The following is a 16451-nucleotide window of genomic DNA, read 5'->3' as shown; positions in this document are numbered from 1 at the left end:
GATTCAATTCTCTCGACGGTCTCAGTTCACAGCGGACGTCGCTTCGACATGACGCGGCAAGGTCACCCGAATACGGGTGCCGCGTTGGCTTTCGGTGTCAGCCGGGCTGTCGATGGTGATTTGTCCATAATGCTCTTCAACGATGGAATAGACCAGTGCAAGGCCCAGACCGGTACCTTCACCTGGATCCTTGGTGGTGAAGAAAGGTTCGAACAATCGGTCCATGATGTTCTGTGGAATACCGCTGCCTTCGTCCTCCACGATCAGGTCGACCGTGTGCTCGAAAGCCTCGGTCTTGACGCGTACCGCGCCGCCCGCCGGCGTCGCGTCGCGGGAGTTGGACAGCAGGTTGATCAGCACTTGGGCCAGGCGTTGTGAGTCGCCGTCGACCCAATGGTCGGGGTCGCACAAATTGAAAAACTGTACTTCGAAATTACGCCGGTTCAACGCCAGCAGCCCAATGGCATCCTGCGCCACTTCGGCCAGGCACACGGCTTCATCCTGGTTCTGATGGGCGCCGGCATGGGCGAAGCTCATCAGCGACTGCACGATGCGCGACACCCGTTTGGTCTGTTCGAGGATCTGCCCACTGATTTCGGTGATTTCGCCGTCTTCCTCGCGCTCTTCACGCAGGTTCTGCGCCAGGCAGGCGATACCGGTGATCGGGTTGCCGATTTCATGGGCCACGCCGGCCGCCAGGCGGCCAATGCTGGCCAGTCGCTCGGAGTGCACCAGTTTGTCTTCGAGCATCTGCGTGTCGGTCAAGTCCTCGACCAGCAGCACCAGGCCGCTGTTACCGGGGGCCAAAGGCTCGTCGATCGCGGCTTTGTGCAGGTTGAGCCAGCGGGTCTGGCCGTCGAGGGCCAGGTGCTGTTTGTGCAAGTGTTCGTCGGGCAGGTTGATAAAACCTTGCAACAGTTCTTTCCATGGATCGCCGAGGGTGTTCAAGCGTGAGCCGACCACCCGTTGCGCGGCGATGCCGGTGAGCTCTTCCATGGCCTTGTTCCACATCAGGATCTCCTGATCCTTGGCCAGGGAACACACGCCCATGGGCAGTTCCTGCAGGGTCTGGCGGTGGTAGCGGCGCAGGGCATCGAGTTCGGCGGCCAGGCCGGTAAGGCGCGAGTGGTAGTCCTCCAGCCGGCTCTCGATGAAATGGATGTCTTCGGTCACGTAGTTTTCGCCGCCGGCCTTGTAGGGCAGGAAGGTTTCCACCATGTCCTGGGACACGCTGGGGCCCATCAGGCCGGACAGGTTGGCTTCGATGCGGTCGCGCAGGCGGCGCAGGGCATAGGGGCGGCGTTCGTCAAACGGCAGGTAAAGATCGCGCAGTGCCTGCTCGACTTCCTTCTGCGCGGCCTTGGCGCCCAGGGGCTTGGCCAGCTGCGTGGCAAATTCCTGGGGCGAGGCCGCATGCAGCTCGCGCCGTTGCGGGCGGCGCACGTTGTCTACCGCGCAGGCCTCGGCGGCGCTGGTTTCTTCCGGGCTGGCGTTGGTGAACAGCGAGATCAGGGTGAACATCAGCACGTTGGCGGCCAGGGAGGCAATCGCCGCCATGTGCCAACTGGTGTCGTCCAGCACGTAGATCATGTTCAGCAGCGGGATATAGAACCCCTGCAGGTTGCCGACCAGCGGCAGCAGCATGGTCACGATCCACACCAGGATCCCCGCCATCAGCCCGGCGATAAAGCCTCGGCGATTGGCGGTCGGCCAGTACAGCACCGACAATACCCCCGGCAGGAACTGCAAGGTGGCGACAAAGGCGACGATGCCGAGGTTGGCCAGGTCTTGCCCGGCGCCCAGCAGCAAATAGAAGCCGTAGCCGGCCATGATGATCGCGACGATCAGCGCGCGGCGCGTCCATTTCAGCCAGCGGTAGATATTGCCCTCGGCCGGCGGCTGGTACAGCGGCAGCACCAAATGGTTGAGCGCCATGCCCGAGAGGGCCAGCGTGGTGACGATAATCAAGCCGCTGGCCGCCGATAAACCACCCACGTAAGCCAGCAGCGCCAGGGCCGGGCTGTTGGCGGCAATGCCGATGCCGAGGGTGAAGTATTCGGGATTGGTGGTGGCGCCCAGTTTCAGGCCGGCCCACAGGATCAACGGCACCGCCAGGCTCATCAACAGCAAAAACAGCGGCAAGCCCCAGCTGGCGCTGACCAGCGAGCGCGGGTTGAGATTCTCGGTAAAGGTCATGTGATACATGTGCGGCATCACGATGGCCGAGGCAAAGAACACCAGCAGCAACGTGCGCCACGGGCCTTCCTGCAACGGCGTGTGCAGCGCGGCGAGGGCGGTCTGGTTTTGCAGCAGCCACAACTCCAGCTGTTGCGGGCCATCGAATACGCCGTACAGCGCGTAGAGGCCAACCCCGCCAATGGCGATCAGCTTTATCACTGACTCGAACGCAATCGCAAACACCAGGCCTTCGTGTTTCTCGCGGGTGGCGATGTGGCGCGAACCGAAGAAAATCGTGAACAGGCTGATCAGCGCGCAAAAGGCCAGCGCGACCCGATGCTGCACCGGCTCGCGGGTGAGGATGCTGATGGAGTCGGCCACGGCCTGGATCTGCAGGGCCAGCAGCGGCAGCACGCCGATCAGCATGAACACGGTGGTCAGCGCACCGGCCCAGGTGCTGCGAAAGCGGAAGGCAAACAGGTCGGCCAGGGACGACAGCTGGTAGGTGCGGGTGATTTTCAGGATCGGGTACAGCAGCACCGGCGCGAGCAAAAATGCGCCGGACACGCCCAGGTAGCTGGACAGAAAGCCATAACCATACTGATAGGCCAGGCCCACCGTGCCATAGAACGCCCAGGCGCTGGCGTACACGCCGAGGGACAAGGTGTAGGTCAACGGATGGCGAATGATCGCCCGCGGAATCATTCCGCGCTCACTGATCCAGGCAACGCCGAACAACGCCGCGAGGTACGCGGCGCTGATCAGCAGCATCTGGGTGAGGCTAAAGCTCATCGGCATCTTTTTGGCTCTGCAGGATGAAAGTCACGACGATCAGGATCAGCCACAGCAGATAGGGGCGGTACCAGGCGCCCGTGGCGTCGATCCACCAATCCATGATGGCGGGAGAAAACAGGTAGATCCCGACGACCAGCAGCAGGACCAATCGATAGATGTACATATTGGCCTCTGTGTAAAAACGTGCGGCGATGGTAACGGATGGCTGGCAAGCTGCAAGCGCCTTCAGCTCAATTGCGCTTCGGCCAGTGTGAGTGTGCGCGGGATCTGGCTGGCGTCCCAGTGGGCAATGCCCCAATCCAGCAGCTCACGTGGGCTGGCGTGGAGCAGTTCGCTGCCGGGTTGCTGGCCGAGCGCGCGCAATGCTCTTAACAGCAAAGGCGTGGCCTGGTCGGGTGTCAACGGCGGCGAACGATAGGTTTTGCCCAGTTTGTTACCGTCCGGCTGGACGATCAGCGGTACGTGCAGGTAGCGCGGTTGGCGCAGGCCCAGCAACTCTTGCAGGTACAACTGGCGCGGTGTGGAATCGAGCAGGTCGGCGCCGCGCACGATATCCGTCACCCCTTGCCAGGCATCGTCGAGGACCACGGCCAGTTGGTAGGCATACAGGCCGTCGCGGCGGCGGATGATGAAATCGCCGACATCGCGGCCCAGGTGCTGTCGGAATTCGCCCTGTACGCGGTCGGTAAAGTGATACTCCAGTTCCGGAACACGCAAGCGAATGGCCGCATCCTGCTGATCGTGACCGGCATTGCGGCACAGCCCCGGGTAAATGCCGTTGTAGGCTTCCAGCTGTTTGCGCGAGCAGGTGCAGGCGTAGGCCAGGCCGTGGTTGAACATGTCATTCAGCACTTTGGCGTAGGCCTCATGGCGCTCGCTTTGTCGGACCAGTTCACCGTCCCATTCAAAGCCGTAGCTTTCCAGGGCGTGCAGGATCGCCGCCTGGGCGCCGGGCTCTTCGCGGGGAGGGTCGAGGTCTTCCATGCGCATCAGCCAGCGGCCGCTGTTGGCGCGGGCATCGAGGTAGGAGGCAAGGGCGGCGACCAGCGAACCGAAGTGCAAGTGGCCGCTGGGCGTGGGGGCGAAACGCCCAATATAGGTAGAGGCTGTCATGGACCGGATACTACTGGAAAATCAGCAAATTCCAGAAACAAAAATGGGGCGTTTGCACGCCCCATTCGTTCAGCTCGGCAGGTTTATTTGCCGACCTGTTTTTCCTTGATTTCAGCCAAGGTCTTGCAGTCTACGCAGAGGTCCGCGGTAGGGCGGGCTTCCAGGCGACGAATACCGATTTCGACGCCGCAGGATTCGCACCAGCCGTATTCTTCGTCTTCGATCAGTTGCAGGGTCTTGTCGATCTTCTTGATCAGCTTGCGCTCGCGATCACGGGCGCGCAGTTCGAGGGCGAATTCCTCTTCCTGGCTGGCACGGTCGGCCGGGTCCGGGAAGTTGGCTGCTTCGTCCTTCATGTGGTCAACCGTGCGGTCGACTTCCTGCATCAAGTCCTGTTTCCACTGCTTCAGGATTTTGGAGAAGTGCTCGCGCATGGGCTTGCCCATGTATTCCTCACCCTTCGACTCGACGTAGGGTTGGAAACCGCTGATGCTCTGTTGCTTTGCTTGGGTGGACATGAATAGACCGCCTCTCACTCTTCTAATCCATTGCGCAGGATTGCAACGTCACCGACACCTGCCGGCCCTGCGGCTGCAAGCGGGCGAACTTACCAGATAGATTCGGGGTGCGCCACTCCCGGTTGTCGAGGCCCGTCGCGTACGGGTTGCAAAGTGCAGTCGCCCGTCGTTGCTGGGTATGTCACGTCTCGAATGTTGATTTTAGCCGTTTTGCGCGTGCTTGCCCGGGCCACCAAGGTGGCCGAGCAGGCAATAGAGCATGTTTTACCGCGAGGGTTCGGTAGAATCCTGATTTTGTCCTCACCGTTAAGGAAGGCTAATGGCTCAGCCCTACAGTGCGCGCAGTCGCGCCATCGAACCGTTTCATGTCATGGCGCTGCTGGCGCGAGCCAATGAGCTGCAGGCGGCAGGGCATGATGTGATCCACCTGGAAATCGGCGAGCCGGATTTCACCACCGCCGAGCCGATTATCAAGGCCGGCCAGGCGGCACTGGCCAATGGCAAGACCCGCTACACCGCCGCCCGTGGCCTGCCGGAATTGCGCGAGGCGATCAGTGGGTTCTATCAGCAGCGCTACGGCCTGAAAATTGACCCGGAGCGCATCCTGATTACCCCCGGTGGCTCCGGCGCGCTGCTGCTGGCCAGCAGCCTGCTGGTGGACCCCGGCAAGCATTGGCTGCTGGCCGACCCGGGTTACCCCTGCAACCGGCACTTCCTGCGCCTGGTGGAAGGCGCGGCGCAACTGGTGCCGGTGGGCCCCGAGGTGCGCTACCAACTGACCGCCGATCTGGTGGCCAGGCACTGGGACCAGGATAGCGTGGGCGCGCTGGTTGCCTCGCCGGCCAACCCGACCGGCACGATCCTCACGCGCGATGAGTTGGCCGGGCTGTCCAGCGCGATCAAGGCGCGCAATGGCCATCTGGTGGTGGACGAGATCTACCACGGACTGACCTACGGCACTGACGCCGCCAGCGTGCTGGAGGTGGATGATGAGGCGTTCGTCCTAAATAGTTTTTCCAAGTATTTCGGCATGACTGGCTGGCGCTTGGGTTGGCTGGTGGCGCCACCGGCGGCAGTGGGTGAATTGGAGAAGCTGGCGCAAAACCTCTACATCAGCGCGCCGAGCATGGCCCAGCATGCGGCGCTGGCCTGTTTTACTGCGCAAACCCTGAGCATTCTCGAGGAGCGCCGCGCCGAATTCGGGCGTCGTCGTGACTTCTTGCTGCCGGCCCTGCGCGAGCTGGGGTTCGGCATTGCCGTCGAGCCGGAAGGGGCATTTTATTTGTATGCAGATATCAGCGCGTTCGGCGGTGATGCCTTCGCATTCTGCCGGCATTTCCTCGAAACCGAGCATGTGGCGTTTACCCCAGGCCTGGATTTCGGTCGTTATCAGGCCGGGCACCACGTGCGCTTTGCCTACACGCAGAATCTTGAGCGCCTGCAGGAGGCGGTCGAACGCATCGCCCGTGGCTTGCGGAGCTGGCAAGGCTGATGCGCTTTCATCCTCCCCTCGAAGAAGCGCGCTTGATTCGCCGTTATAAGCGTTTTCTCACCGATATCGAAACCGTTACCGGCGAGTTACTCACCATTCACTGCCCGAACACTGGCTCCATGCTCAATTGCATGCTGGAGGGTGGGCAGGTCTGGTTCAGCCGCTCCAGCGACCCCAAGCGCAAGTTGCCCGGCACCTGGGAAATCGCCGAGACGCCACAAGGGCGGCTCGCGTGCGTCAACACGGCGCGGGCCAACCAGTTGATAGAGGAAGCCCTGCGCGCCGGGGTGATTACCGAACTGAACGGCTTTACCGCGTTAAAGCGTGAGGTGCCGTATGGGCAGGAAAAAAGCCGTATCGATTTCCGCCTGGATTACCCCGATGGCGCGGCCTATGTCGAAGTCAAAAGTGTGACCTTGGGCTTTGATGGCACCCATGTGGCCGCCTTCCCCGACGCCGTGACCCAGCGTGGCGCCAAACACCTGCGGGAGCTGGCGCACCTGGCTCGCGACGGCGTGCGCGCGGTGCAACTGTATTGCGTCAACCTGTCGGGCATCGACGCGGTGCGGCCGGCCGTGGAAATTGACCCTGGGTACGCCGCCGCCCTGCGCGAAGCCAAGGCTGCGGGGGTGGAAGTGTTGGCGTATGGCGTGCGCATCACGCCCGAAGAGGTGTATGTGGATCGCCGGTTGGACGTGCTACTCGGCGACTAGAGCTGCACCCACAACCCCTGTGCGTCTTCGCGGCCGGGCAGGGCGGTGAGGCTTTGCCCTGCGCAGGGGCCGGCGATGCATTCGCCGCTTTCGATCAGGAACAGTGCGCCGTGGGTGGCGCACTGGATCAGGCTGGCGCTGGCGTCGAGGAAGCGGTCGGGCTGCCATTCCAGCGGGATACCGCGATGGGGGCAGCGGTTGATATAGAAGTAGGCAACGCCGCCGCGGCGCACGGCCAGCAGCTTGCAGCCGTCTACGTCAAACCCAAGGCTGCTGTCGGGCGCCAGGGCCTCGGAGGGGCAGAGAAACTTCATTTAAATCCTTATGCCTTGACGTTCAAATGCAAACAATTATCAAATGCCGGCTTCGCCCGTTAGCTGACTGGGTGCTCAGTTCGATGCGTTGCACAGGTTATCTGTCACATCGAGGAGTACTCGAAAGGCCCTGCCCTTGGAAGGAAACCCTGTTATGCGCCTGAGTGCCAGTGCTATTGCGCTTGTTGTCGGACTGCTGGTCAACCACGGGGCACAAGCCTCTGAACTGCCTCAACGCTGGGTGAGTGCCGGTGGCGCGCTGTCCGAATGGGTGACGGCGCTGGGCGGGGAGTCGAAGCTGGTGGGGGTGGACACCACCAGCCAGCATCCCGAGTCCCTCAAGGCATTGCCGAGCATCGGCTATCAGCGCCAGTTGTCGGCGGAAGGCATTCTGAGCCTGCGTCCGCAGGTGTTGGTGGGCACCGAAGAAATGGGGCCGCCACCCGTGTTGGCACAGGTTCGCGGGGCGGGTGTGCAGGTGGAAATGTTTTCCGCAGAGCCGGATTTGCCCACCCTCAAAGGCAACCTTGAGCACCTGGGCAAGCTACTGGGCAGTCAGGCCAAGGCCAACGCATTGTTTAGCGGATATGAACAGGCGCTGGATCAGCAGAAAGCCTGGGTTGCGAAGGCCCAGGCCACGCAAAAGGCGCCGGGCGTGCTGCTGTTGCTTGGGCATGCCGGGGGCAAGCCACTGATTGCGGGTAAAGACACGGCTGCCGACTGGATGTTGCAGCAGGCGGGCGGGCGTAACCTGGCGACGCACAGCGGTTACAAGCCGTTTTCGCTGGAGTCGCTGGCTGGGTTGAGCCCGGACGTGCTGGTGTTTGCCGATCGCGCGCTGACCGGTGATGCGGCCCGCGCGGCCTTGTTCAAGGAGAACCCTATCCTGGCCGCCACCCCGGCCGCCAAGAGCGGACGGGTGTTCGAGCTGGACCCGACATTATTGGTGGGTGGCTTGGGCCCGCGCCTGCCGCAGAGCCTGGTGAAACTGTCTGAGGGCTTCTACCCATCCCAGGCTAAAGCCGCCCCATGACCACTCTGGTAAAACCGCGAACGCTGTTTATCGGGCTGGCGCTGTTGTGCGTCCTGGCGACCTGGCTTTCCTTGGCCCTGGGACCGGTGAGCCTGCCGCTGCTGGACACCCTTAAAGCTGCGTTGCGGATGATGGGCGTGCCGATAGAGGCGCAAGGGTTGGAACAGGCTGAGCTGATCCTGGGGCAGATTCGCTTGCCACGTACCCTGCTGGGGCTGGCGGTTGGCGGTGTGCTGGCGCTGTCGGGCGTAGCCATGCAGGGACTGTTTCGCAACCCGCTGGCCGACCCGGGGTTGGTGGGCGTGTCCAGTGGTGCGGCGCTGGGGGCGGCGGTGGCGATTGTCGGCGGTTCGTTCTTTGGCGGTTTGCCGGAGGCGTTCGGGCCTTATCTTTTGTCGCTGTGTGCATTCCTCGGCGGCCTGGGCGTGACCGCGCTGGTCTACCGTCTGGGGCGGCGTAACGGCCAGACCAATGTGGCGACGATGTTGCTCGCCGGTATCGCCCTTACGGCGCTCGCCAGCTCGGCGGTAGGGCTGTTTACCTACCTGGCGGACGACGCGACCCTGCGAACGCTCACGTTCTGGAACCTGGGCAGCCTCAATGGCGCCAGTTATTCTCGCTTGTGGCCGTTGCTGCTGGTGAGCGCGGGTGTGGCGCTGTGGTTGCCGCGCCGGGCCAAGGCGTTGAACGCGCTGCTGCTCGGGGAGTCGGAGGCCAGCCACCTGGGGATCAATGTTGAAGGGCTCAAGCGCGAGTTGGTGTTCTGCACCGCCCTCGGTGTGGGCGCGGCCGTGGCGGCGGCGGGCATGATCGGATTTGTCGGGCTGGTGGTACCGCACCTGGTGCGCCTGTTGGCGGGGCCGGATCACCGCGTGCTGTTACCCGCTTCGGTACTGGCGGGCGCAAGTTTGTTGCTATTCGCCGACCTGGTCGCACGCTTGGCCCTGGCGCCGGCTGAACTGCCGATCGGTATTGTCACCGCGTTTATAGGCGCGCCGTTTTTTCTTTACCTGTTGTTGCGAGGGCGCGCCTGATGCTTCGCGTGGAAGAGTTGCACATCCGTCGCGGCCACAAAACCGTATTGGCGGACATCACCCTCGACCTGCTGCCCGGCCAGGTACTCGGCGTGCTCGGCCCCAATGGCGCGGGCAAGAGCACGTTGCTGGGGGCCTTGTGCGGTGAGCTGCACCCTGACCAGGGCAAGGTTTGGCTCGATCAGCAGGCGCTCAAGGACTGGAGCGGATCGCAGCGGGCCCAGCGTTTGGCCGTGTTGCCGCAGACCTCGACCCTGGACTTCGCCTTTCGTGTCGAGGAAGTCGTCGGTATGGGCCGCTTGCCCCATCAGACCGGGCGTGCGCGTGACGATGAGATTATCGATGCGGCGCTGCAGGCGGCGGATGTCGGTCACTTGAGTGGCCGCAGTTACCTGGCGTTGTCCGGTGGGGAGCGTCAGCGCGTGCACCTGGCGCGGGTGCTCGCGCAGTTATGGCCTGGCGAGGCGGGGCAGACATTGTTGCTGGATGAGCCCACGTCGATGCTCGACCCCTTGCATCAGCACACGACCTTGCAGGCTATTCGCACTTTTGCTGATCGTGGCGCTGCCGTGCTGGTGATCCTGCATGACCTGAACCTGGCGGCCCGCTACTGCGATCGAATTTTGTTGCTGGAGCAGGGGCGTGCCCACGCCTTGGATACGCCGGCACAGGTCATGCGTCCGGAGCCGCTGAAGGCGGTATTTGGTTTGGATGTGCTGGTACAGCCGCACCCCGAGCGGGGGCATCCGTTGATCATTGCGCGCTGAGTTTTTTGCCGGCGGCTTTTTATCAGCAGCTTTTTACAGGTAAAAAAAGACCCGGCAAAAAGCCGGGTCAAATAACCGTGATTAGCCTGATGAGGAGATAATCTGAGAGTCCGAACCAATGGTCTTTCAGTTATCGGCTGATCTCGCGACCAGTTGTGATAATCATAACGATTCTCATTTGAGAGTCAACATCTGTTTTGAAACGATCTGGTATTTTCCTCAAACGACCGTTCGAAAGGCCTGTGATCATTGGGTTTTCTGACTGATCTAATTCTTCTGCCGCGCCGAAATAGCGTCCAGTTGGCGGTTCAATGCTTCCTTGCGCTCGGCAGGAATGTCGTTCCAGTGCACATCCATCAACGCCCCTTCGATCGCGTACAGCAGCACTTTCGAGGCTCGGAACCCGCGAGTTCGCACGGCCCGGTAGGCGTCGACCGCTCCCAGTCGGCGCAGGTCCGACGCACTGTGGATGCCCACCGCATGCAACCACTGTGCTGACGTCTTGCCGAGGTTTTTCAGGTGTTGCAGCTCATCGTTCATCAAGCCTCCTTGCGACGGCCGAATGGTGCGGTGGGTATCGTGACCAGGCAAGCCTGCACAGGAGTGTAGCGCTCAGTAGGAAAAGCGTAGTTCTTTGGTCAGGAACGGCCTAAACGCTTATAAGAATGACGCGGGGATTTTGACGGAGGCCAGGCGTAAGCCCCCGGTACGGCTGTGCGTGACCGGGGTGGAGGCGGGGATGTTTACTTGGTGCGGTAGCGCAGGCGAGTACCGAAATTGACCGACATGAGAATCTCATCGGCAGTCAGTTCCGGCGGGAAGTAGGTGCCCGAGATCTGCGCATGGGCCAGGCTGGCGCCTTCCAGTGAGCAGTCACGCAAGTCCAGGCCGCGCAAGTCGGTGGAGCGGAAGTAGGCGTCGGTGAAATCCACGCCCGTGGCATTCAGCTCACGCAGGTCCAGGCCACGGAAGTCGCCGCCACGCATGTCGATGGGGCCGTCTTTCGGGCGTTCCTGGTTAAAGCCACGGATGTTGTCTTTGTGCAGGAGCGAGTAGAGCGGGGTATCGAGAAGCTTGGGCTGACTCATGAAGGCGACTCCTGTTGGATTTATGACGCCATTATAGTGCCACTATTGCTCGGCCGTGCGCCCAAGTAGACGACACGACCAAGAAATTTTTCTTACAGGCCTGGCAGGCGTTGGCGAATGTGCGCGACCAAGGCGTCGAGGGTCCCGCTTTCGTTGGTCTCCACGCGTTTGCTCAGCAACAGTTCTTCGGCCGTCAGTGGGTCGCGATTAGCCTGCTGTTCTTCGATAACGCTGAGTGTGGCGTCGGAAGGGTCGTTTTTATCCGCCTGACGTTGCTCCAGCCAGCTGGCGATTACGGCTTGTGGCGCGTTGCAATCGAGGATCAGGAACGGCGCACCGGTGGCTTCGGCAACCTTGGCCGCTGCGTCGCGTTGTTCGCGTTTGAGGAAGGTTGCATCGAGCACCACCGGGTAGCCGGCGCGCAGTACGGTATCGGCAATTTCATTCAAACGGGCGTAGGTTGCGGTGCTGGCATCCGCCGCATAGATCCCCGCCTGTGGCGTGTTTTCTACCTGTTGCTCGCCGAACAGGCGCTTGCGTTCCACATCCGAACGCACGCGCACCGCGCCCAAGGCTTCCACCAGGCGCATGGAGACATGGCTTTTGCCGACGGCCGAAACACCGTGGGTAACCGCCAGGAAGCGCGACGGGATGGTGCTGTAGCTCTCCGCCAGGTTCGCGTAGTTGCGGTACTGGCGCAGGGTGGTGGCGCGTTGCACCGGGCTGGCTTCGCTCGGCATGCTGAACAGCGAAACCTTGGCGCGTACCAGCGCGCGGTAGGCTTTATAGAAGTTCAGTACTTCCAGGCCCTGATAGTCACCGGTCAGCTCCAGGTACTGGCTGATAAAACGCCGTGCCAGGGATTTGAGGCCACGGTCTTCCAGGTCCATGGCCAGGAAGCCGGTGTCGGCCCAGACGTCGGTGAAGCGGAAAGGCTCGTTGAACTCGATGCAGTCGAAGATCACCACCTGGCCATCGATCAAGGTGGCGTTGCCCAGATGAATATCACCGTGGCATTCGCGGGTGAAACCGTCCAGCTTGCGTTGCGCCAGCAATGGCTTGAGGCGTTCGAAGCTGCTTTCGGCCCAGGCTTGCAGGGCTTCGAGCTGAAGCAGGTCGGCCTTGTCGCTGAGGAAAGGGCGGATCTGGTCGAAATTCTGCCGCACCGGCGCCATCACTTCGTCTGGCGTGCCGGCCGCATGCGCCTGTGGCACTTTCGGCGCGGTGAGGTGGAAGTGCGCGATCTGTTTGGCCATCTCATCAACGTGCGCGCTGGTCAATTCGCCATTGGCCTGCAAGGTGCTGAGCAGCTGGCTTTGCGGGAACTGGCGCATTTTCAGCGCGTATTCGATAGCCGGCCCTTCGCCGCCCAATTGCGGGGCTTCGGCAGTGCCGGTAATCGGCAACACTTCAAGATACAAATCTTCGGTCAGGCGTTGGTTGAGGCGCAGTTCTTCGTTGCAGAAGTGCCCACGATCGTCCAGCTGGGTGAAATCCAGGAAACCGAAGTTCATCGGTTTCTTCAATTTATAAGCATAAGGGCCAGTCAGGATGACCCAGGAAATATGGGTTTCGATGACTTGGAATGCTTCTACCGGATGGGGGTATAAAGCCGGGTTCTGCAGGGCGGCGATCAGGGACTGGCTCACGGGCGATCCTTCAAAGTCTGGGGGAAATCATGGCCGGCATTATGGCGGTTACAGCCGGTCGTGCAAACCGCTGTCCGGCTCATGTTGATCATCAATAAAGTGCGTATAATCCGCCGCCATGACTCGAACCCGATCTCCCCGTTCCCGTAAAAAACCTCCTTCCCGTGGCCTGCGCCCTTGGCTGGGCTGGGCGCTCAAGCTCGGCCTCGTTGGCCTTGTAGTGCTCGCAGGCTTCGCGGTGTACCTCGACGCCGTGGTCCAGGAGAAGTTCTCCGGCAAGCGCTGGACCATTCCGGCCAAGGTGTACGCGCGCCCGCTGGAATTGTTCACCGGCCAGAAGCTGAGCAAGGATGACTTCCTTACCGAACTCGACGCCCTGGGCTATCGCCGTGAGCCGGTCAGCAATGGCCCGGGTGCAGCGGCGGTCAGCGGCAATACCGTCGACTTGAACACCCGTGGCTTCCAGTTCTATGAAGGCTTGGAAAAAGCCCAGCCGGTGCGTGTGCGTTTTTCCGGCGACTACGTAGCCGAGTTGTCTTCGCTCAACGGTTCCAAATTGCCGGTAGTGCGCCTGGAACCGCTGATGATCGGCGGTATTTACCCGAAGAACCTTGAAGATCGCATCCTGATCAAGCTTGATCAGGTGCCGCCGTACCTGCTCGAAACCCTGGTTGCCGTGGAAGACCGCGATTTCTACAGCCACTGGGGCGTCTCGCCGAAGTCGATTGCCCGCGCCATCTGGGTGAACACCTCGGGCGGCAAGATGACCCAGGGCGGCAGTACGCTGACCCAACAGTTGGTGAAGAACTTCTACCTCACCAACGAACGCAGCCTCACCCGTAAGCTCACCGAAGCCATGATGGCGATGCTGCTGGAGCTGCATTACAGCAAGCAGGAAATCCTTGAGGCTTACCTCAATGAAGTGTTCGTCGGCCAGGACGGCCAGCGCGCGGTGCACGGGTTCGGTTTGGCCAGCCAGTTTTTCTTCGGGCAGCCATTGTCCGAGCTGAAGCTGCATCAGGTCGCGTTGCTGGTGGGGATGGTCAAGGGGCCGTCCTATTACAACCCGCGGCGCAACCCTGAGCGTGCATTGGAACGCCGCAACCTGGTGCTCGACGTGCTTGAGCAGCAGGGCGTAGCCACCGCTGAACAAGTCGCCGCAGCCAAGAAAATGCCACTGGGTGTAACCACTCGCGGCAAGCTGGCGGACAGTTCCTTCCCGGGCTTTATCGATTTGGTTAAGCGCCAGTTGCGTGAAGACTACCGCGACGAAGACTTGACCGAAGAGGGCTTGCGCATCTTCACCAGTTTTGACCCGATTCTGCAGATGAAGGCGGAGGCTTCGGTCAACGACACCTTCAAGCGTCTGACCGGCCGTAAGGGCTCCGAGGATGTGGAAGCGGCGATGGTGGTGACCAACCCGGAAACCGGTGAAGTCCAGGCCATGATCGGCAGTCGCCAGGCCAGTTTTGCCGGCTTCAACCGCGCACTGGATGCGGTGCGGCCGATTGGTTCGCTGGTCAAGCCTGCGGTTTATCTGACCGCGCTGGAAAAACCGAGCAAGTATTCCCTGACCAGCTGGCTGTCGGATGACCCGCTGTCGGTCAAAGGCGCTGATGGCCAGGTGTGGACGCCACAGAACTTCGATCGCCGCTCCCACGGCACCGTTTTCCTGTACCAGGGGCTGGCGCATTCCTACAACATCTCCACGTCCCGGCTCGGCCTGGAAGTGGGTGTGCCGAACGTCCTCAAGACGCTCGCGCGCCTGGGCATCACCCGCGAGTTCCCGGCCTTCCCGTCGATCCTGTTGGGCGCTGGCGCCATGACGCCGATGGAAGTGGCGACCATGTACCAGACGCTCGCCAACGGTGGTTTCAATACCCCGATGCGCGGGATCCGCAGCGTACTGACCGCCGAGGGCGAGCCGCTCAAGCGCTACCCGTTCCAGATTCAGCAGCGTTTCGACGCCGGCTCCATCTACCTGATCCAGAACGCCATGCAGCGCGTGATGCGCGAAGGTACCGGTAGCTCTGTCTACAAAGTGCTGCCTTCGAACCTGACGCTGGCGGGCAAGACCGGTACCAGTAACGACTCGCGTGACAGCTGGTTCGCCGGCTTCGGCCAGGATGTGCTGGCGGTGGTGTGGCTGGGCCGCGACGATAATGGCAAGACCCCATTTACCGGTGCGACCGGTGCACTGCAGGTCTGGACCAGCTTTATGCGCAAGGCTGACCCGCTGCCGCTGAACATGCCGCAGCCGGACAACATCGTGCAGGCCTGGATCGATCCGCATACTGGCCAGGGCTCTGACGCCAACTGCCCAGGCGCAGTACAGATGCCGTATATTCGCGGCAGCGAACCGCCACCCGGTGCCGCGTGCGGCGGCAGTGCGCCTGCTGACGCGGAATCGGTGATGGATTGGGTCAAGGGCTGGATGAATTAAGCAAAGAGGGTTTCAAGTGAACAAGTGGTGGATTCCAGCTATTACAGCTCTGGCTTTGCTCAACGGTTGCGCCAGCGTGCAGCGCGGCTCGATTCCCGTGGTGGATTCGAGCACAGCCGTCTCCAATAACGACCGGATCTCGGCCAATGGCGGCTTCCGTCAGACCGTGACCAACCGTCCTGCGCAGCCCGCGACCCGGGCCGTGCCGCAGGATTCGGGCGTGGTGGTGATGGTGCCGGGGGCGGGCGCCGCCACGTCCGCGCCGATCAGTGCCGAGCCTTGGACCCCAGGGCCAAGCACCTCGGGCCCGATCGATACTGCGCCGATTCAGACCGCGCCTGTCACCCAAGGCACCTACAGCATGCCGTCGACGCCGAGTGGTATTCCGTCGTCCTCCGCTGCGGGCGGCCTGTCGGCTGACGAGCAGCTGGATGGCCCTGTACTGGCCTTGTTGACCACTGCCCAGCAGCAACAGGCCGGTGGCGACTTGAATGGCGCATCGTCGAGCCTCGAGCGCGCCCAGCGCGTGGCGCCACGCGAGCCGCAAGTGCTGTATCGCCTGGCGCAAGTGCGCATGGCCCAAGGTGACGCACCGCAGGCCGAACAGTTCGCCCGCCGTGGCCTGACCCTGGCCAATGGTCGTCCTGACCTGCAAGCCAGCCTGTGGGCGCTGATTGGCGATGCGCGTGCGGCCCAAGGCGATGCCGCCGGCGCTGCCCAGGCGCGGCAGAAAGCCAAGGTCAGCCTCTGATGGATGCGCGTTTTCCAGCGATTGCCGAACAGTTATTGCTGATTGAGCGCGAACTGCGCGTGCAGGGCTGGTGGGACGAAGTGCCCCCCAGCGTTGAGGCGCTCAGCAGTGTCGAGCCGTTTTCGGTAGATACCCTGGACTTCCACCAGTGGCTGCAGTGGATCTTCCTTGCGCGCATGAAGCAGATCCTCGAACAGGACCTGCCATTGCCGAATGCTTCCGGAATCCTGGACATGGCCGAGATGGTCTATGCCGACCGGCCTCGGGAGAGCCTTGGATTGCGCAATGCGCTGAAAAAGTTCGACCAACTGATCGTCGACGCTCGTTAATTGCCTGACTGCCGGGTTTTCCGGCAGTCTTGCGCACATTTCTACCGCTTGACGACATTCAGGCGAGTTTTATCCCTCCTCAAAGCCCTTTCTTCTACGTTCTCATGCGCTTAGTTGGAAAAAAGCGCAATTATTACTTGACTTGAAGGGGCTGAAACAGAAGAATCCAAAGTCCGCTGTATCGGGACTGCCAGAAGCAGGCCCGCTCGGCAGATCATGAGGCGCACATCCGCG

The 16451-nt window shown here is 61.7% G+C and carries 16 protein-coding genes; 8 read left to right on the top strand and 8 right to left on the bottom strand.

Features of this window, described 5'->3' with window-relative positions; genetic code table 11:
• Positions 1-21 precede the first annotated feature (21 nt).
• The 4 genes from CXQ82_RS26680 to dksA all read right to left on the bottom strand — a co-directional run bounded on the left by CXQ82_RS26680 (position 22) and on the right by dksA (position 4604).
• Positions 22-2976 (bottom strand): sensor histidine kinase, encoded by a 2955-nt coding sequence (locus tag CXQ82_RS26680; RefSeq protein WP_177409930.1) that lies wholly within the window; start codon positions 2974-2976, stop codon positions 22-24.
• Positions 2960-3136: a hypothetical protein gene (locus CXQ82_RS26675; RefSeq protein WP_003176118.1), complete on the bottom strand. Its 177-nt coding sequence runs from the start codon at positions 3134-3136 to the stop codon at positions 2960-2962. Before CXQ82_RS26675 ends, CXQ82_RS26680 begins: the two co-directional genes overlap by 17 nt.
• A gap of 62 nt (positions 3137-3198) precedes the next feature.
• Entirely contained in the window at positions 3199-4086 is an 888-nt protein-coding gene (gene gluQRS, locus CXQ82_RS26670; protein WP_101273016.1) for a tRNA glutamyl-Q(34) synthetase GluQRS, read from the bottom strand.
• Positions 4087-4169: 83 nt separating this feature from the next.
• On the bottom strand, positions 4170-4604 hold the full coding sequence (gene dksA, locus CXQ82_RS26665; protein ID WP_005791430.1) for an RNA polymerase-binding protein DksA: 435 nt from the start codon (positions 4602-4604) through the stop codon (positions 4170-4172).
• Between the two features lie 319 nt (positions 4605-4923).
• Here dksA and CXQ82_RS26660 point away from each other — a divergent pair, with 319 nt between their 5' ends.
• The gene (locus CXQ82_RS26660) at positions 4924-6096 is read left to right on the top strand and encodes a pyridoxal phosphate-dependent aminotransferase (RefSeq protein WP_101273015.1); all 1173 of its coding nucleotides are present in this window, start codon (positions 4924-4926) and stop codon (positions 6094-6096) included.
• Complete coding sequence (sfsA, locus tag CXQ82_RS26655) at positions 6096-6809, top strand: DNA/RNA nuclease SfsA (RefSeq protein WP_101273014.1); 714 nt, start codon at positions 6096-6098, stop codon at positions 6807-6809. Before CXQ82_RS26660 ends, sfsA begins: the two co-directional genes overlap by 1 nt.
• Here the strand turns inward: sfsA and CXQ82_RS26650 are convergent.
• Positions 6806-7123, bottom strand: a complete 318-nt coding sequence (locus tag CXQ82_RS26650; protein ID WP_101273013.1) for a Rieske 2Fe-2S domain-containing protein — start codon at positions 7121-7123, stop codon at positions 6806-6808. The two genes, sfsA and CXQ82_RS26650, sit on opposite strands and share 4 nt — an antisense overlap.
• Before the next feature lie 154 nt (positions 7124-7277).
• Here CXQ82_RS26650 and CXQ82_RS26645 point away from each other — a divergent pair, with 154 nt between their 5' ends.
• The 3 genes from CXQ82_RS26645 to CXQ82_RS26635 are packed head-to-tail and all read left to right on the top strand — an operon-like array spanning position 7278 to position 9957.
• Entirely contained in the window at positions 7278-8156 is an 879-nt protein-coding gene (locus tag CXQ82_RS26645) for a hemin ABC transporter substrate-binding protein (RefSeq protein ID WP_101273012.1), read from the top strand.
• Entirely contained in the window at positions 8153-9190 is a 1038-nt protein-coding gene (locus CXQ82_RS26640; protein ID WP_101273011.1) for an iron ABC transporter permease, read from the top strand. The genes CXQ82_RS26645 and CXQ82_RS26640 overlap by 4 nt, the downstream gene beginning before the upstream one ends.
• Entirely contained in the window at positions 9190-9957 is a 768-nt protein-coding gene (locus CXQ82_RS26635) for a heme ABC transporter ATP-binding protein (protein ID WP_101273010.1), read from the top strand. Before CXQ82_RS26640 ends, CXQ82_RS26635 begins: the two co-directional genes overlap by 1 nt.
• A 267-nt stretch (positions 9958-10224) precedes the next feature.
• Here CXQ82_RS26635 and CXQ82_RS26630 read toward each other — a convergent pair whose 3' ends face one another.
• The 3 genes from CXQ82_RS26630 to CXQ82_RS26620 form a co-directional block, all read right to left on the bottom strand.
• Entirely contained in the window at positions 10225-10497 is a 273-nt protein-coding gene (locus tag CXQ82_RS26630; protein WP_010562703.1) for a TfoX/Sxy family protein, read from the bottom strand.
• 203 nt (positions 10498-10700) lie between these two features.
• A complete protein-coding gene (locus CXQ82_RS26625; protein WP_101273009.1) occupies positions 10701-11045 on the bottom strand; it encodes a pentapeptide repeat-containing protein in 345 nt (114 codons plus the stop codon).
• Between the two features lie 92 nt (positions 11046-11137).
• A complete protein-coding gene (locus CXQ82_RS26620; RefSeq protein WP_101273008.1) occupies positions 11138-12694 on the bottom strand; it encodes a bifunctional aminoglycoside phosphotransferase/ATP-binding protein in 1557 nt (518 codons plus the stop codon).
• Positions 12695-12812: 118 nt separating this feature from the next.
• Between CXQ82_RS26620 and mrcB the strand changes: the two genes are divergently transcribed.
• From mrcB to CXQ82_RS26605, 3 genes are read left to right on the top strand one after another with little or no spacing between them, the layout of a single operon-like run.
• On the top strand, positions 12813-15137 hold the full coding sequence (mrcB, locus tag CXQ82_RS26615; RefSeq protein WP_101273007.1) for a penicillin-binding protein 1B: 2325 nt from the start codon (positions 12813-12815) through the stop codon (positions 15135-15137).
• 16 nt (positions 15138-15153) lie between these two features.
• Positions 15154-15888 (top strand): M48 family metallopeptidase, encoded by a 735-nt coding sequence (locus tag CXQ82_RS26610; protein WP_101273006.1) that lies wholly within the window; start codon positions 15154-15156, stop codon positions 15886-15888.
• Positions 15888-16217, top strand: a complete 330-nt coding sequence (locus CXQ82_RS26605; RefSeq protein WP_101273005.1) for a YqcC family protein — start codon at positions 15888-15890, stop codon at positions 16215-16217. The genes CXQ82_RS26610 and CXQ82_RS26605 overlap by 1 nt, the downstream gene beginning before the upstream one ends.
• The last annotated feature ends 234 nt before the right edge of the window (positions 16218-16451 follow it).

Origin of the sequence: Pseudomonas sp. S09G 359 (assembly GCF_002843605.1) — a bacterium.
GTDB lineage: Bacteria > Pseudomonadota > Gammaproteobacteria > Pseudomonadales > Pseudomonadaceae > Aquipseudomonas.
The sequence above is the reverse complement of the archived record's forward strand: the minus strand, read 5'-3'. Positions and strand labels throughout refer to the sequence as shown.

Excerpts from the sequence above, each read along its gene's own strand:
- CXQ82_RS26680 (WP_177409930.1), bottom strand. The coding sequence starts at position 2,976 with ATGCCGATGAGCTTTAGCCTCACCCAGATGCTGCTGATCAGCGCCGCG.
- CXQ82_RS26675 (WP_003176118.1), bottom strand. The coding sequence starts at position 3,136 with ATGTACATCTATCGATTGGTCCTGCTGCTGGTCGTCGGGATCTACCTG.
- gluQRS (WP_101273016.1), bottom strand. The coding sequence starts at position 4,086 with ATGACAGCCTCTACCTATATTGGGCGTTTCGCCCCCACGCCCAGCGGC.
- dksA (WP_005791430.1), bottom strand. The coding sequence starts at position 4,604 with ATGTCCACCCAAGCAAAGCAACAGAGCATCAGCGGTTTCCAACCCTAC.
- CXQ82_RS26660 (WP_101273015.1), top strand. The coding sequence starts at position 4,924 with ATGGCTCAGCCCTACAGTGCGCGCAGTCGCGCCATCGAACCGTTTCAT.
- sfsA (WP_101273014.1), top strand. The coding sequence starts at position 6,096 with ATGCGCTTTCATCCTCCCCTCGAAGAAGCGCGCTTGATTCGCCGTTAT.
- CXQ82_RS26650 (WP_101273013.1), bottom strand. The coding sequence starts at position 7,123 with ATGAAGTTTCTCTGCCCCTCCGAGGCCCTGGCGCCCGACAGCAGCCTT.
- CXQ82_RS26645 (WP_101273012.1), top strand. The coding sequence starts at position 7,278 with ATGCGCCTGAGTGCCAGTGCTATTGCGCTTGTTGTCGGACTGCTGGTC.
- CXQ82_RS26640 (WP_101273011.1), top strand. The coding sequence starts at position 8,153 with ATGACCACTCTGGTAAAACCGCGAACGCTGTTTATCGGGCTGGCGCTG.
- CXQ82_RS26635 (WP_101273010.1), top strand. The coding sequence starts at position 9,190 with ATGCTTCGCGTGGAAGAGTTGCACATCCGTCGCGGCCACAAAACCGTA.
- CXQ82_RS26630 (WP_010562703.1), bottom strand. The coding sequence starts at position 10,497 with ATGAACGATGAGCTGCAACACCTGAAAAACCTCGGCAAGACGTCAGCA.
- CXQ82_RS26625 (WP_101273009.1), bottom strand. The coding sequence starts at position 11,045 with ATGAGTCAGCCCAAGCTTCTCGATACCCCGCTCTACTCGCTCCTGCAC.
- mrcB (WP_101273007.1), top strand. The coding sequence starts at position 12,813 with ATGACTCGAACCCGATCTCCCCGTTCCCGTAAAAAACCTCCTTCCCGT.
- CXQ82_RS26605 (WP_101273005.1), top strand. The coding sequence starts at position 15,888 with ATGGATGCGCGTTTTCCAGCGATTGCCGAACAGTTATTGCTGATTGAG.